Genomic DNA, 14743 nt, shown 5'->3' with positions numbered 1-14743 from the left:
TGGACCAGCGTCTCGCCGGACCGTAGTTTAGCGGTATGCTAGAAAATGCGCAGCTACCCGCCGACGAGGCACCCTATATCCGGCTTCTGAGCATCAAGCGATTCAGAGGGATCGAAGATCTGACCTGGCTGCCCGCCAAAGGCGTCAATGTCTTGCTTGGCGGTGGCGATGTCGGCAAGACGACAATCCTCGAAGCGATCGCTTTGCTATTGAGCCCGACCAATGCGACGACCTTGTCGGACGCCGATTACTGGAAGCGCCGTCACGAAGATGGGTTCGAGATTTCGGCTGTCATGGCGCTACCGCTGTCCTGCGGTATCGTCGAGCAGCGCAAGGCGGTCTGGCCGTGGGAATGGGGTGGAGACAGTGCCAATCTGCCCAATCTCGAGGCAAATGACGGGCAACCGCACGACCCCGTGTTCTGCTTGCGGGTCTGCGGCACGACCGATTTCGATCTCCAGCATGAAATCTGCCAGCCCGACGAGAGTTTCGACCATTTTCCCGTGTCGGTCCGCCGCAATATCGGCGTGGTGCGGTTGAGCGGCGAAGATCGCAACGATCGCGACCTGCGCCTGCTGCAGGGGTCGGCGCTGGACCGATTGCTGAGCGATCGGACGCTGCGCTCGCGCCTCGCAGATAAGCTGGGCGAAACTGACGTCGATGGCGAGCTCAAGGCGGACGCAAAAGCGGCGCTCGCCGCACTCGACAAGCGATTTGCATTCCAGCTGCTCCCTTGCCAGCTCGGCCTTGGCCTGGTTGGTGGTCCGGGATTCTCCCTGAATGCCCTTATCGGCCTCATGGCGACCAAGGACGGGACGAAACTTCCGCTCTCTAGCTGGGGTGCGGGAACACGGCGGCTGGCAGCGTTCGAGGTCGCCGCCATGCATCAGGTCGACCATCCTATCATCGTCGTCGATGAAGTTGAACGGGGACTCGAATCCTACCGCCAGCGCATCCTGATGGAAGAGCTGATTGCGAGCTCGTCCCAGGTGTTCGTAACCACCCATAGCGCGCCCGCGGTCAACGCCGCGGTCGGTGCCGCGCTTTGGTATGTCGATGCCGGCGGCAAGGTCGGCAGCTTGCCTGCCTCGGTTGCGGCACATCAGAAGCGCGATCCCGAAACCTTCCTCGCGCGGCTTGCAGTGATCGCCGAGGGCGCAACCGAAGTCGGGTTCGTGACGACCTTGCTAACGCGATCGATTGGCGAGGACATCCGGCGGCACGGCATCTGGGTGAGCGACGGGGGCAGCAATTCCGAAGCCCTGACGGTTTTGCGCGGCCTAGCGGCGAGCGGGCTAGCGGTCGCTGGCTTTGCCGACAATGAAGGGACACAGGAGGGCTTATGGCAACAGGTCAAGGATAAGCTGGGTGAACTCCTTATGCGCTGGCCCGTTGGCTGTCTCGAAACCAACATCGTCCCGCACCTCGGCGACCATCAGATCGAAGCCTTCATTACCGATCCCGACGGCGGCGCTGGCGAGCGCCTTAGGACGCTCGCGGATCGGCTGGGCATTCAGGACAAATCACTCGCGGCCGTCCTAGCAGCGACCGATGATATTCGCCAATTGATCGTCGAGGCGGCTTGCGGCAGCCCGCCCCCCGATCCCGATGCTCCAAACGACCAGAAAAAGGAATGGAAGAAGCACGGCCAGCGCTGGTTCAAATCATCCGCCGGTGGCGCTGAGCTTGCGGAAAAAATGTTTGCGCTCGGGCTCTGGCCGAATTTGTCGCCCCAGTTGCTCCCGTTCGTCAATGCGGTGCGAACGAAGGTCGGACTCGCCGCCGTGCCGACGGTCAACTGATGAGTGACGCCACGGTCGCTGAAGCCTTACGGTCGACCGCGCCGCTGGCCGTGGTCGAAGCGCCGGGCGGGTGTGGCAAAACCTATCAGGGCGCGAGCTATGCCCGCGACGTGGCACCTGGCCTCGGTGAAGGGCGGCTCCTCATCGTCACGCACACGAATGCGGCGTGTGACGTCTTCGCCGAGAGGACCCGCGGGCTCAGTCGGCGGGTTGAGATCCGCACGATCGACGGGCTAATCATCGAAATCGCCAGCGCCTATCACAACGCGCTCGGTCTGCCCGCCGATGTTGGGGCCTGGGCGCGCCGCGAACCGAATGGCTATGCCATCCTCGCCGATCGAACCGCGCGGCTGCTGGCTCAGTGTCCCATGATCGCATCGTGCATCGCGCGGCGTTATCCGATCATCATCTGCGACGAGCATCAGGATGCCTGTGCTGACCGACATGCCGTCGTGATGAGCCTGCACAAGGCAGGGTCGATGCTCCGGGTATTCGCCGATCCGATGCAGATGATCTTCACCGGCACGGCCGCCGAGACGGCTGCAGCGGAGCAGCGTTGGGCAAACCTGAAGAAAGCGGCCGATCGCTTTGAGGAACTCGATACCCCGCACCGCTGGGCGAATGCGCAACCAGCGCTGGGGGCTTGGATACTAGAGGCGCGAGCGGCACTTCGTGATGGAGGCCAGATCGACCTGACCGGCGCCTTGCCGGCCGGCCTAACCGTTCACTACGCCGACAATGTTGCCCAGCAGAATATGGGGTTCAGGGTGGCGGGCAATCTGAGCCAGCCGATCTACGCCCGCGCCAACCTTCAATCCATGCTCGTCCTTACCGGGCACAATGAACGTGTTAAGGCGTTGCGGGCCTTCTTCAACCGGCGCATGCCGATCTGGGAGGGGCATGTTCGCGACGCACTGGTTGGCCTTGTCGCCGATGCTCGCAACCAGCAGGGAAATGCCGCCGGGCTGGCTCAGAGTACGGTCACGTTCGTGGGCAGCATCGCGACCGGCTTCTCACCGACTGCGTTCGGCAACCGGTTCGTTGCAGAGGCGGAGCAGGAATGCTCGAAACCCTGTAACGGGAAGCCACACCATTTGCAGGCAATGGCACGGTATATCGTCGAGACGCCGGACCACCGCGGGGTCGCGCGTGCGCTCGACTATCTACGCTGGCTCGTCGCCAACGAACCGGCATTCTCTGATGTGAAGTTCGATCATGGCCGCGAGTTTGCCGAGGCAATTGAGCTTGGGCGATACGACGACCCCGATAATGGCTTTGCCGAGATCGCTCGCCGCCGGAGCCATGCGCGACCGAAACTGCCTCCTAAAGCGATCAGCACGATCCACAAGGCCAAGGGCCTCGAGTTCGACAACGTGATGTTATTGCCCTGCGATCGGGCGAATTTCGGGGACACCAAGGCGGCCCGTGCGAAGCTTTACGTCGCACTCAGCCGCGCAACGACATCACTCCTGCTGGTCGTTTCGAAGGCCAAGCCGAGCCCGCTGTTCAAAATTTAGGTGGCTTACGCGTCCGCTTGACGATCCTCGCTTCCACAATCGAGTAGCCGCAATCGGCCCGGTTTCCGCTGTTCCAAGGGGGCACTTGGGCGACCGCTGAGAGTCGGCTTTTGACGAGAGCTGCCGTTCGGCATGTTGGGTGCTAACGTCAGCTTTGTCCCAAACCCAGTCATTGAGCTGATCGGTAGCCTCATCTGCATGCGAGCGCCCAACGGGCGCGGCGCCGAAACGCAGTGTAAAACCTGGGTAAACGCCTGTGGAAAAGCTGCGCAAATCGTGCCGCTGTCTTGCGCCCGTAACCCCCTCGAATCATGGTGGCGAAATCAGGACCACGACAGGGTGCCACGGCAGGGTGCCACGAGGTTTTGACTCGAAGAGAAACGCGTCATCTTTCAGGCGGTTGTATCTGAAGATTTTCCTGGCTGGGGCGGAAGGATTCGAACCTTCGCATGCCGGTACCAAAAACCGGTGCCTTACCGCTTGGCTACGCCCCAGCAAGAGCCGCGCTCTATAACGGCTGAAATTGCGATGTGAAGGGGGCGAAAGCGCGTAATTTGCGCTTTCGCCACGCAATATCACACTGGCGCACTGGGTGAGAGTTGCTTGCCGTCGAAATCGCTCGCCGCATGGCGTTCGCGCAGCTGGCTTTCGGGATCGCCCCACACCTTGTTGACGATGCGCCCGCGCTGGACGCCGGGGCGCTGCGCGATGTCTTCGACCCAGCGTGCGACGTTCCGGTATTCGCCGATCGACAGGAAGGTTTTGGCATCGTTGTAGATGATCCCTTCCACGAACGGCGCAAGCCACGGGAAGTTGGCGATGTCGGCGAGTGAATATTCGTCGCCGCCAAGAAAGCGGCTTTCCGCCAGCCGCCGATCCGCGACATCGAAGATCCGCTTGGTTTCCATCGCGTAACGGTTGATCGGATATTCGTATTTCTCGGGCGCATAGGCGTAGAAATGGCCGAAGCCGCCGCCCATAAACGGGCCGCTTGCGACCTGCCAGAAGACCCAGCTCAAGACCTCGGCGCGGGCGCGCGGGTCGGCGGGGAGAAACGCACCGAACTTCTCGGCCAGATGGACGAGGATCGCGCCGCTTTCGAACACGCGGAAAGCTTCGGGCCCGCTCTTGTCGAGCAGCGCGGGGATCTTGGAATTGGGGTTCACGCCCACGAACCCGCTGGTGAACTGTTCGCCCTCGGAGATGTTGATCGTCCAGGCGTCATACTCTGCGCCATCGTGACCGGCTTCGAGCAGTTCCTCGAACATGATCGTTGCCTTGACCCCGTTGGGCGTGGCGAGCGAATAGAGCTGGAAGGGATGGTCGCCTTCGGGCAGCGGCTTGTCCTCACGCGGGCCGGCGGTTGGGCTGTTGATGGTGGCGAAGCGTCCCCCCGAAACGGTGTCGGCGCTCCAGACCGCGGGCGGGGTGTAGGTGGGGTCGGCCATTGGCAATCTCCTTTTCAGCGCAGCATCGCGCGCGCCATCACCCGGCCAAGCTGGCGCGCCAAGGGCCAGCCTGCAAGATGGAACAATGGCCAAAGCCCCGCTCTTTGCCTCGCCATGGAAAAGCTGATCTATGTCGACGATAGCCTGCCGGGCATCACCCGCAAACGCGCGGGCAAGGGCTGGGCCTATTACGATGCGTCGGGCGTGCTGATCCGCAGCGCGCGCGAAAAGCGGCGGCTGAATGCGATCGCCTTGCCGCCGGCCTACCGCGACGCGTGGTTCTGCCCGGCGGATAACGGCCATATCCTCGCCACCGGTTACGACGATGCGGGCCGCAAGCAATACCGCTATCACCCCGATTTCCGTGCGCAGCGCGAAGGCGCGAAATATGATGCCTGCATCGCTTTTGCCAAACGCCTGCCGCTGATCCGCAAGCGGGTCGAGGAGGACCTCTCGGCGCGCGGCGTTCCGCGCGAGACTGCGCTTGCCGCAGTGGTGCGCCTGCTCGATCTGTCGGCGATCCGGATCGGTAACGAACAATACGCCAAGAGCAACGAAAGCTACGGCGCGACCACGCTGCGCGCCGACCATGCCGAGGTCGGGCGCAGGCGGCTGGTGCTGCATTTCACCGGCAAAAGCGGGAAGGACCACGACATCGCAGTCGAAGACCCCGATCTTGCCGCAGCGGTGCGCCGGATGGAAAGCCTTGTCGAGGAAGGCGAGGATCACCTGTTCCGTTACGAGGACGATTCCGGCGAGGTGCGCCCCGTGACCTCGGCTGACGTCAACGCCTACCTGCGCGAAACGATGGGCGATGATTTCTCGGCCAAGCATTTCCGCACGTTCCATGCCAGCAGCCTTGCGTTCGAGAAGTTGGCCGGTGGGCCGGGGCAGATCAAGCTGAAGGAAATGCTCGAACATGTGTCCGACCGGCTCGGCAACACGCCTGCGATCGCGCGCAGTTCCTATGTCCATCCGGCGGTGATCGCGCAGATCGATGGGCAGGAGGACTGGCGCAAGAGCCTCAAGCTGCCGCGCCAGACCCGCTGGCTGACGCGCGCAGAACGCGGCCTCATCGCGTTCCTCGAAGGATGCGGCAGCGCGAGCGAATATCTCGCGGCCGAGCAAGCCTAGGCAGCACGCCGCGTGCGCGTTACAGCCTCCTGCAATCAGGAGACGTAATGCCGATGACCGAGGCCCACCCATTCTTCGACTGCCATCGTCACGGGTTCGTGCGCGTCGCCACCGCAACGCCCGTCACCCGCACTGCGGATGTCGCCTGCAACACCCAGGGCGTTCTGGCCGAGGCGCACAAGGCGCATGATGCGAATGTCGATCTGGTGGTGTTTCCCGAACTGACGCTGTCGTCCTATGCGATCGACGATCTGATCCTGCAGCATGCGGTGATCGAACGGGTCGAGGCCGCGATTGCCGAGGTCGTGGCGGCCTCTGCCGATCTGTCCCCGGTGCTGGTGGTGGGCGCGCCGTTGAAGCGCGGCGACAAGCTTTACAATTGCGCGGTGGTGATCGCGCACGGGCAGATCCTCGGCGTTGTGCCCAAAAGCTTCCTGCCCAATTACCGTGAATTCTACGAAAAGCGCTACTTCGCGCACGGCCGCGGTTGCACCGATCTGTGGATGGCGCTGGCGGGCGAGGAAGTGCCCTTCGGCACCGATCTGATCTTCACCGCAGCAAACCTTCCGGGTTTCCGCTTCGGGGTGGAAATTTGCGAGGACTTCTGGGCGCCGGTGCCGCCCGGAATGCAGGCCGCGATGGCGGGCGCGCTGATCCTGTGCAACCTGTCCGCCTCGCCGGTGACCATCGGGCGCGCGGATGACCGCCACCTGCATTGCCGCTCGCTCGCCGCGCGGGCGATTTCTGCCTATGTCTATTCGGCGAGCGGATACGGCGAAAGCACCACCGATCTGGCGTGGGACGGGCAGGGCGTTGTCTATGAGATGAGCACGCTGCTCGCCCAGTCGCAGCGGTTCGACCGGTCGGGCGAACTGACCGTGGTCGATATCGACACCGAACGGCTCGCCGCCGAACGGATGCGCAACCAGACCTTTGCCGATGCCGCGGAATTCGCCGGCAGTCCGGCCGAAAGCTATCGCAAGGTGGTGTTCGAGCATGCGCATGCGGCCGGCGACATCGGCCTGATCCGGCCGGTCGCACGCTTCCCCTTTGTCCCCGACCGGCCCGAAAAGCTCGACGAGGATTGCTACGAGGCTTTCAACATTCAGGTCGATGCGCTGATGCGGCGGATCGAATCGACGCGTGCCAAGTCGCTGATCATCGGCATTTCGGGCGGGCTCGACAGCACGCATGCGCTGATCGTTGCGGCCAAGGCCTGCGACCGGCTGGGCATGCCGCGCACCGCGATCCGCGGCTATACGATGCCCGGTTTCGGCACCTCGGACCGGACCAAGGACAACGCGCACCGCCTGATGCAGGCGATGGACATCACCGCAGGCGAGATCGACATCCGCCCCGCTGCAACCAAGATGCTCGCCGATATCGGCCATCCCTTTGCCGATGGCGAACCGGTGCACGATGTCACTTTCGAGAACGTGCAGGCGGGCCTGCGCACCGATTACCTGTTCCGGCTGGCCGGGCAGAACGGCGGTTTCGTGGTCGGCACGGGCGATCTGTCGGAGCTCGCGCTGGGCTGGTGCACCTACGGCGTGGGCGATCACATGAGCCATTACGGGGTCAACGCGGGCGTTCCCAAGACGCTGATCCAGTATTTGATCCGCTGGGCGATCCGCACCGAGCAGTTCACCGAGGCGAGCGGCAAGGTGCTGGCCGATGTGCTCGACACCGAGATCAGCCCCGAGCTTGTCCCGCCCGGCGCTGACGGCGCGATGCAATCGACGCAGAGCATCGTCGGGCCATACGAATTGAACGACTTTTTCATACACCACATCACCCGCTTCGGCCAACGGCCGAGCAAGGTCGCGTTCCTTGCGTGGCATGCTTGGAAAGAGGCGGGCCAAGGCTTGTGGCCCGCCGGTTTCCCCGATGGCGAAAAGAACGCCTATGATCTGGCGACGATTGCCGGCTGGCTCGACAAGTTCTGCGCGCGGTTCTTCGGCTTCTCGCAGTTCAAGCGGTCGGCGCTGCCCAACGGGCCCAAGGTCTCGTCGGCGGGCGCGCTGAGCCCGCGGGGTGATTGGCGTGCGCCGTCGGATGCGGTGGCAACCGTCTGGCGCGAGGAGCTGCGCAGCGGCCTGCCCGAAGATATTGTCCAAGGATTGCCGGCAAGCCTCTGATCCGATGCCCAAAAGCCTGCCCTTGTCCGCGATCGGCATCATGCTGTTCTGCAATGTCACCTGGGCGATGAATGTCGTGGTCAGCAAGATCGCGGTGACGACGCTGGGCCTGCCGCCGCTGTTCTATACCGTGTTGCGGTCGCTGACGGTGCTGGCAGTGTTGTTCCCGCTGCTGCTGCGCCAGCGTCCGGCACGGCTGCCGCTGGTATTGCTGATCGGGTTTGCGATCACGGGCGGCAGTTTCGGCCTGCAATTCGTCGGCCTGCAAACCGCGAGCCCTTCGGCCGTGGGCATCGTCAACCTTTCCGGCGCGCCGCTTACGGTGTTGTTCGCGATCATCTTTCTGGGTGAGGAAGTGCGCTGGCGGCGCGGGCTGGGCATGGCGCTGGCGCTGGGCGGCGTGGGTCTTGCGATCGGCGCGCCATCGGAGGCGGGCGATCCCGTCGGCCTCGGTTTCGCCTTTGCGGGCGTGTTCATCGGGGCCTTTGCCTCGGTTTTCGTCAAGCGGCTGGAGGTAAGCGCGGTGGCGCTTCAGGCATGGGCGGGGCTTGCGTCACTGGGTGTGATGCTGCCAGCCACACTGATGCTGGAAAGCGGGCAAAGCCAAGCGGTTGCGGCTGCTCCACTGGCGGTGGCGGCCTGCGTGCTGTTTGCCGGCGTGGTGGTGTCGGTGGGCGCGCATTCGGCCTATTTCCGGCTTTTCCAGCGGTATGACGCTAATATGATCGTGCCGCTGACCTTGCTGACCCCGCTGCTGACAATCGCGTTCGGCACTTGGCTGACCGGCAACACGATCGGCTGGCCGCTGATTGTCGGCGGCTCGATGGCGCTGGTGGGGGTCGCGATCATCGTGATCCGGCCCAGCCGCACGATCTTCAAGTGGCAGCTGATGCGGCCGAAACTGTGAATGTATGTGCCTGCGGCACAGCTTCGCTTCCATGTGAAACCCCCTCGCAAACCCGCGTCGGAACGGGCCTGCAAGGGGGTTGGATGGTGCCAAGCGGGGTCTGACGAAGATCAGGAAGGGGTCAGACAGCGACGCCCTTTGCCGCGGCGATTGCCGAGCCGATCTTTTCCTCGCCGCCTTCGCCCATGATCCCGTCGGCTGCGATGATGTCGACATCGCTGATCCCGAGGAAGCCGAGGAAGAAGGTCAGCCAGCGGGTCATGAAATCGATATCGCTACCCACCTCCGTCCCGCCGCTGGCGATGGCGAGATAGGCCTTCTTGCCCGTCAGCCGCCCTTCGGGGCCATTGGCGGTGTAAGCGAAGGTGGTGCCCGCGCGCGCGACCAGATCGGCCCACGACTTCAGCGTGGCAGGGGCTGCGAAGTTGTAGACCGGGCTGGCGATCACGATCGTGTCGGCGGCCTGCAGCTCGGCGATCAGCGTGTCGGCGATCTGCGCAAGCTCCGCCTGCTCGGGCGTGCGCTGATCGGCAGGCGCGAGGTTGGCAGCAAAGCGTTCTGCGGTGAGATAGGGAATGTCATTGTCCGCCAGATCGCGCGTGATGACGCTGGCGCCGGTCTGCGACACAAGCGCATCGACGATGCCTTGGCCGATCTGGCGCGAGACGCTTTGCGTTTCCGAACGGATCGAGGCGGTGATGTAGAGAATGTTGCTCATCGGATGGGTGTTCCTGTGTTTGAAAAGGGGTGGAGCCGGCCAACAGGGAGAGGGGGAAGGGCCGGCCGGCTCCGGGGGGAAGGGACTTACGCTGCGTCGACCAGCACGACTTCGCTGTCTTCGAGCGCGGTGATCGTCACCTGCGCCAACTGCGTGATGGCAACCCCGTCGCGGGCATTGGCTTCGACCTCCTCGATCCGGATGCGGCCCGTGGCGGGCACCAGATAGAGGTGACGGTCGGCGCTGCGCGGCGTGTAGGTGACGCTTTCCCCGGCGCGGATCGTTGCGCCCAGCACGCGGGCATCGGCACGGATTTTCAGCGCGTCGTTGTCGTTCGCCACGCCGCTTGCCAAGGGCACGAAGGCACCGTTGCGGTCGTCCTTCGGGAACTGGCGCGCACCCCAGCTCGGCTCGCCCCCGCGTTCGTCGGGGATAATCCAGATCTGGAACAGCGTGGTTTCGCTATCTTCGAGGTTGAACTCGGAATGGCGCACGCCGGTGCCTGCGCTCATCACCTGCACATCGCCCGCTTCGGTGCGGCCCTCGTTGCCCATGCTGTCGCGGTGCGTGATCGCGCCGCTGCGGACATAGGTGATGATCTCCATGTCGGCATGCGGGTGCGCGGGAAAGCCCGAACCCGCACCGATCCGGTCATCGTTCCAGACGCGCAGCGCGCCCCAGTGGACCCGTGCCGGATCGTGATAATTCGCGAAGGAGAAGTGGTGATGCGCGTCGAGCCAACCGTGGTTGGCAGCGCCGAGCGTATTGAAGGGTCGCAGTTCGATCATGGGATAGCTCCTCATCTGTTGAACACGAGATAGGGCAATGGGTTCATCCGGATAAGTGCGATAAAACTTGCCAAGATGTTCGAATAATCCGAACATGCGCGCCATGAAACTCGGCGAACCCACGCTCGACCAGCTGCGCATGTTCATCGCGGTTGCCGACCACGGCAGTTTCGGCGGCGCGGCCAAGGCAAGCGGGCGTGCGGTGTCGGCGGTGTCCTATGCCATCGCGCAGCTCGAAGCCGCGCTCGCGCTCACCCTGTTCGACCGCGAAGGCTCGCGCCGCCCGGTGCTCACCGCGGCGGGCGAAGGGTTGCTGGCCGAAGCGCGGCGCGTCGCGGACGGGGCCGATGCGCTGCTGGCCAAGGCGCGGTCGCTCCATGCCGGGCAGGAGCCATCGCTGACGCTGGTGATCGACGTGATGGTGCCGGGCGATGTCACCGCGCATGTGCTGGGCGAGTTCCGGCGGTTCTTCCCGACCTGCGCGCTTACCCTGCGGATCGAGGGACTGGGAGCGGTCGCGGCCTGCGTGATCGGCGGCGATGCCGACCTTGCGATCGGCGGGCCGGTGATCGGCGATGACCCCGCGCTTGAACGCCAGGCGGTGGGCGAGATCGACCTTATACCGGTCGCCGCGCCCTCACACCCTTTGGCGCGCGCCGGCGTGCTGCCGGGGGAAAGCCGAGGCCACCTGCAACTGGTGCTGACCGACCGTTCCCCGCTGACCGAAGGGCGCGAATTTTCGGTGCTTTCGCCGCTGACATGGCGGCTGGGCGATCTAGGGGCGAAGCACTCGCTGCTGAAAGAGGGGCTGGGCTGGGGCAACATGCCCCGCGCGATGGTGGCGGGCGACCTTGCAAGCGGCGCTTTGGTCGAGCTCGATCTGCCCGAAAAGCCGGGCGCGCATTACCGATTGTCCGCGCTGTGGCGGCGCGACATGCGGCTGGGCCCGGCGGCAAGCTGGCTGGTCGATGCTTTCAGGGACGGTTTGGCGGCCTGTCGTGACGCGCTGCGCTAGGGCCCGAACGCCACCGTCGGATCGCCTTCTTTCCAAGGCGCGAATTTGGGCATGACATGCGCGAACAGGTTGGATGCCAACAGGCGTTCCAGCCAGACCTGAAGGCGCGGTAGCGGCTGGGCGGCGAACCACGCCGGATCGATCGCGGCAAACTGGCGGATGAACGGGAACAGCGCGATATCGGTCAGCGCGCAGGTGTCGCGGGTGAGGAATTGCCTATCCGCCAGCCGCGTCTCCAGCGGCGCAAGGTGCGCGAGCGCGGCGGCGCGGTGGTCGGTCACGCCGTTCTCGTCGTAACGGCCCGGATATTTCGCGCGGTCGAGATGATGTTTGAACGGGCCGTCATTGGCCGCGATCAGTGCCGGATCATCGCCTTGGAGCCAGCCTTCGGGATCGTGTTGCGCCAGCGCCCAGCGCATGATGTCGAGGCTCTGGTCGATCACGCGTCCATCCGGCAGCACCAGCACCGGCACCGTCCCCTTGGGGCTGGCAGCGAGCAGTGCCGTGGGCTTGGCGGCCAGCTTCACCTCGCGCAGTTCCACCCGCTCTCGCGCCGCCCACAGCGCCATGCGCGCGCGCATCGCATAGGGGCAGCGGCGGAAGGAATAGAGGACGGGGAGCGTCATTCCTTCGGCGGGCGCACCGCGCCGACATGCGCCTGCCCGCGTGCCTTGGCGAGCGCCTCCTGCCGCTGGCGTTCGGCATAGCCTGCGCGCTGTTCGGGCGTGCGTTCAGTAATGCAGGCGGGGCAGCTGACCCCGTCCTCGTAATCGGGATGCGCCAGCGCCGCTTCATCGAGCGGGCGGCGGCAGGCGCGGCACAGCTGGAAGGTGCCCTGTTCAAGCCCGTGGCGCACGGTCACGCGTTCATCGAAGACGAAGCATTCGCCCTGCCACAGGCTGTCTTCCTCGGGCACGTCCTCGAGGTATTTGAGAATCCCGCCCTTCAGGTGGAACACGTCCTCGATTCCCTCGGCGCGCAGGAAGCTGGTCGACTTCTCGCAGCGGATGCCGCCGGTGCAGAACATCGCGACCTTTTTCTTTCCCGCCAAGAGCTGCGCGCGGTTGTCGCGGAACCAGCCGGGAAAATCGCGGAAAGTCGGCGTCTTCGGATCGACCGCGCCCCTGAAGGTGCCGACCGCGACCTCGTAATCGTTGCGGGTGTCGATCACTACCGTTTCGGGGTCCGCAATCAGCGCGTTCCAGTCCGCGGCATCGACATAGTGGCCGACCGACAGGGTCGGGTCGATGTCGGGTTCGCCCATCGTCACGATCTCGCGCTTCACGCGCACCTTCATGCGGTGGAAGGGCATGTCGGGCGCGCCGGAGAATTTGACCTCAAGGCTCTCGCAGCCCGGCAGCGCGCGGATATGCGCCAGCACCGCATCGATCGCGTGCGGCGTTCCGGCGATCGTGCCGTTGATCCCTTCGCGCGCGAGCAGCAGCGTGCCCTTGATGCCTTGCGCCTCGCACAGCCCAAGCAGCGGCGCGCGCAGCGCCGCAGGATCATCGAACCGCGTGAAGTGATAGAGCGCGGCAACCCGGATCGGCATTGCGCTCAAACCCGCGTGACCCAGCCGTGGGTGTCGGCGATCCGCCCGGTCTGGATGCCCACCAGCGTTTCGCGCAAGCGCGCGGTGGTCTGGCCGATGCCGCCCGCGCCGATGGTGAATTCGCCGTCGGGTCCTGCAACCTTGCCGACCGCGGTGACGACCGCCGCGGTGCCGCAGGCCATCACCTCGGTCAGCCGGCCGGATGCCGCATCATCGCGCCATTGGTCGATCGAATAGGGGGCTTCGGACACGGTCAGCCCCTGTTCCTCCAGCAGCGTGATCAGCGAATTGCGGGTGATGCCGGGCAGGATCGTGCCGGTCAGCGGCGGGGTGACGACGGTGCCATCGGCAAACACGAAGAACAGGTTCATGCCGCCTAGTTCCTCGACCCACTTGTGTTCGGCAGCATCGAGGAAGAGCACCTGGTCGTGGCCCTTGGCAAAGGCCTGTCCGGTGGGAACGAGGCTCGCGGCGTAATTGCCGCCGCACTTGGCCGCACCCGTCCCGCCGGGGGCGGCGCGGGTGTAGTCCGAAATCCAGATGCTCACCGCCTTGGCGCCCGACTTGAAATAATTGCCGGCGGGCGAGGCGATGACGATGAACTTGTATTTTTTCGCCGGGCGCACGCCGAGAAAGGCCTCGGTCGCGATCATGAAGGGGCGCAGATAAAGCGAGCCGCCTTCGACCGAAGGATACCAGTTACCATCAACCTCCAGCAGCGCGGTGATCGCGCCGAGGAACAACTCGTGCGGCAATGCGGGCATGGCGAGGCGCTCGGCCGAGGCATTGAAGCGCGCGGCGTTGGCTTCGGGCCGGAACAGGCCCAGCGCGCCATCGGGGTGGCGATAGGCTTTCAACCCTTCGAAGATTTCCTGCGCATAGTGCAGCACGCTTGCCGCCGGATCGAGCGGAATGGGCTGGCGCGGCCCCAGCACCGGGGTCTGCCAGCCTCCCAAGGCCTCGTCGTAATCGATCACGACCATGTGATCGGTGAACACCGTGCCGAAGCCGGGATCGGCGACGAGCTGTTCGCGGGTATCAGCTGGCGTGGGGGCGGGGTGGGGCAGGCGGGTGAGTTGCATCCCCCGCGCCTAATCCTGCGCGCCCCGGAGGGCAAGATCACTCTGCAGCCCAAGAGGATCGCGCCGGCTCGGGCCATAAGGCCCGCGAGGGCACGCGGCCGAGCCGCAGGCGATCAGGTCCGCAGGACCTGAAGCTCGCCGAGGACGAACCTGCGGAGGCAGGTTCGCAACCTCAAAAATGAAAAGGGCGTCTCCAGCCCGTCGGTGGAAACGCCCTTAACATGGTCAGCGGCCGGAAGCGCCGCTCACGAAGCCTTACTTGGCAAGACGATTACCGAGTATGCTCCGTAGGGATCTTCACCGACCTCGCTACTGAACCATGAGACATCGGATCACCTCCTTTCGAGCTTGTGAGCAGACCCCATCGTATCACCGGGGGCCGAGAACCGCGCGCGTCGCTGGTCTCAGGGGTTAATGTGAGTCATCCAAGCCGCATCGACAAGACTTGAATAAAACTTTTCCCGCGTCATACTCCTCGCTCGCCGCAGACACATGCGGCAGGTAACGCCCGGAGCCGCCTCCGGGCGTTTTGCGTATGCGCGGTGGGTGTGGACAGGCTGGGGGCAAGCCTGTGGATAAGCTCTGGAGAATCGGAAGGGGCGGTGGTCCGGTCGCGCGGCGGTCGCGAGCGCGCGCGCGAGC

Annotated in this window: 12 protein-coding genes and 1 tRNA gene; 6 read left to right on the top strand and 7 right to left on the bottom strand. The window is 64.5% G+C overall.

Annotation, left to right across the window (positions count from 1 at the left end; genetic code table 11):
* Positions 1-35: 35 nt before the first annotated feature.
* Positions 36-1802: an ATP-dependent nuclease gene (locus A9D12_RS14065; protein ID WP_068353028.1), complete on the top strand. Its 1767-nt coding sequence runs from the start codon at positions 36-38 to the stop codon at positions 1800-1802.
* On the top strand, positions 1802-3319 hold the full coding sequence (locus A9D12_RS14060; protein ID WP_068353025.1) for an ATP-dependent helicase: 1518 nt from the start codon (positions 1802-1804) through the stop codon (positions 3317-3319). Before A9D12_RS14065 ends, A9D12_RS14060 begins: the two co-directional genes overlap by 1 nt.
* A gap of 419 nt (positions 3320-3738) precedes the next feature.
* On the opposite strand, the gene A9D12_RS14055 is transcribed toward A9D12_RS14060, so the two are convergent.
* Both A9D12_RS14055 and yghU read right to left on the bottom strand, forming a co-directional pair.
* Positions 3739-3813 (bottom strand) — tRNA-Gln (locus A9D12_RS14055).
* 81 nt (positions 3814-3894) lie between these two features.
* Entirely contained in the window at positions 3895-4767 is an 873-nt protein-coding gene (gene yghU / locus A9D12_RS14050; RefSeq protein ID WP_068353022.1) for a glutathione-dependent disulfide-bond oxidoreductase, read from the bottom strand.
* Positions 4768-4881: 114 nt separating this feature from the next.
* Between yghU and A9D12_RS14045 the strand changes: the two genes are divergently transcribed.
* Genes A9D12_RS14045 through A9D12_RS14035 form a run of 3 tightly spaced genes read left to right on the top strand, consistent with a single transcriptional unit; the run spans position 4882 to position 8946 of the window.
* Complete coding sequence (locus tag A9D12_RS14045) at positions 4882-5901, top strand: DNA topoisomerase IB (protein WP_068353019.1); 1020 nt, start codon at positions 4882-4884, stop codon at positions 5899-5901.
* Between the two features lie 47 nt (positions 5902-5948).
* Entirely contained in the window at positions 5949-8039 is a 2091-nt protein-coding gene (locus A9D12_RS14040) for an NAD(+) synthase (protein WP_068353016.1), read from the top strand.
* A gap of 4 nt (positions 8040-8043) precedes the next feature.
* Complete coding sequence (locus A9D12_RS14035; protein ID WP_068353013.1) at positions 8044-8946, top strand: DMT family transporter; 903 nt, start codon at positions 8044-8046, stop codon at positions 8944-8946.
* Positions 8947-9067: 121 nt separating this feature from the next.
* Here A9D12_RS14035 and A9D12_RS14030 read toward each other — a convergent pair whose 3' ends face one another.
* Positions 9068-9664 (bottom strand): FMN-dependent NADH-azoreductase, encoded by a 597-nt coding sequence (locus tag A9D12_RS14030; protein WP_068353010.1) that lies wholly within the window; start codon positions 9662-9664, stop codon positions 9068-9070.
* A gap of 86 nt (positions 9665-9750) precedes the next feature.
* Positions 9751-10452: a pirin family protein gene (locus A9D12_RS14025; protein ID WP_068353007.1), complete on the bottom strand. Its 702-nt coding sequence runs from the start codon at positions 10450-10452 to the stop codon at positions 9751-9753.
* Between the two features lie 103 nt (positions 10453-10555).
* Here A9D12_RS14025 and A9D12_RS14020 point away from each other — a divergent pair, with 103 nt between their 5' ends.
* On the top strand, positions 10556-11467 hold the full coding sequence (locus A9D12_RS14020) for a LysR family transcriptional regulator (protein WP_068353004.1): 912 nt from the start codon (positions 10556-10558) through the stop codon (positions 11465-11467).
* Here A9D12_RS14020 and A9D12_RS14015 read toward each other — a convergent pair.
* The 3 genes from A9D12_RS14015 to A9D12_RS14005 are packed head-to-tail and all read right to left on the bottom strand — an operon-like array spanning position 11464 to position 14101.
* Complete coding sequence (locus tag A9D12_RS14015; protein WP_068353002.1) at positions 11464-12093, bottom strand: glutathione S-transferase; 630 nt, start codon at positions 12091-12093, stop codon at positions 11464-11466. The two genes, A9D12_RS14020 and A9D12_RS14015, sit on opposite strands and share 4 nt — an antisense overlap.
* Positions 12090-13019 carry an oxygen-dependent tRNA uridine(34) hydroxylase TrhO gene (gene trhO / locus A9D12_RS14010; protein ID WP_068352999.1) on the bottom strand — a complete coding sequence of 310 codons (930 nt, stop codon included), beginning with the start codon at positions 13017-13019 and terminating at the stop codon, positions 12090-12092. The genes A9D12_RS14015 and trhO overlap by 4 nt, the downstream gene beginning before the upstream one ends.
* Positions 13020-13024: 5 nt before the next feature.
* The gene (locus A9D12_RS14005) at positions 13025-14101 is read right to left on the bottom strand and encodes a branched-chain amino acid aminotransferase (RefSeq protein WP_068352996.1); all 1077 of its coding nucleotides are present in this window, start codon (positions 14099-14101) and stop codon (positions 13025-13027) included.
* Positions 14102-14743: the final 642 nt, after the last annotated feature.

This window comes from Erythrobacter neustonensis, assembly GCF_001663175.1.
GTDB lineage: Bacteria > Pseudomonadota > Alphaproteobacteria > Sphingomonadales > Sphingomonadaceae > Erythrobacter > Erythrobacter neustonensis.
The sequence above is the reverse complement of the archived record's forward strand: the minus strand, read 5'-3'. Positions and strand labels throughout refer to the sequence as shown.

Bases quoted from the DNA above. Each gene is read 5' to 3' on its own strand.
- A9D12_RS14005 (WP_068352996.1), bottom strand. From the start codon at position 14,101: ATGCAACTCACCCGCCTGCCCCACCCCGCCCCCACGCCAGCTGATACC.
- A9D12_RS14065 (WP_068353028.1), top strand. From the start codon at position 36: ATGCTAGAAAATGCGCAGCTACCCGCCGACGAGGCACCCTATATCCGG.
- trhO (WP_068352999.1), bottom strand. From the start codon at position 13,019: ATGCCGATCCGGGTTGCCGCGCTCTATCACTTCACGCGGTTCGATGAT.
- A9D12_RS14020 (WP_068353004.1), top strand. From the start codon at position 10,556: ATGAAACTCGGCGAACCCACGCTCGACCAGCTGCGCATGTTCATCGCG.
- A9D12_RS14015 (WP_068353002.1), bottom strand. From the start codon at position 12,093: ATGACGCTCCCCGTCCTCTATTCCTTCCGCCGCTGCCCCTATGCGATG.
- A9D12_RS14040 (WP_068353016.1), top strand. From the start codon at position 5,949: ATGCCGATGACCGAGGCCCACCCATTCTTCGACTGCCATCGTCACGGG.
- A9D12_RS14025 (WP_068353007.1), bottom strand. From the start codon at position 10,452: ATGATCGAACTGCGACCCTTCAATACGCTCGGCGCTGCCAACCACGGT.
- A9D12_RS14060 (WP_068353025.1), top strand. From the start codon at position 1,802: ATGAGTGACGCCACGGTCGCTGAAGCCTTACGGTCGACCGCGCCGCTG.
- A9D12_RS14035 (WP_068353013.1), top strand. From the start codon at position 8,044: ATGCCCAAAAGCCTGCCCTTGTCCGCGATCGGCATCATGCTGTTCTGC.
- A9D12_RS14045 (WP_068353019.1), top strand. From the start codon at position 4,882: ATGGAAAAGCTGATCTATGTCGACGATAGCCTGCCGGGCATCACCCGC.
- A9D12_RS14030 (WP_068353010.1), bottom strand. From the start codon at position 9,664: ATGAGCAACATTCTCTACATCACCGCCTCGATCCGTTCGGAAACGCAA.
- yghU (WP_068353022.1), bottom strand. From the start codon at position 4,767: ATGGCCGACCCCACCTACACCCCGCCCGCGGTCTGGAGCGCCGACACC.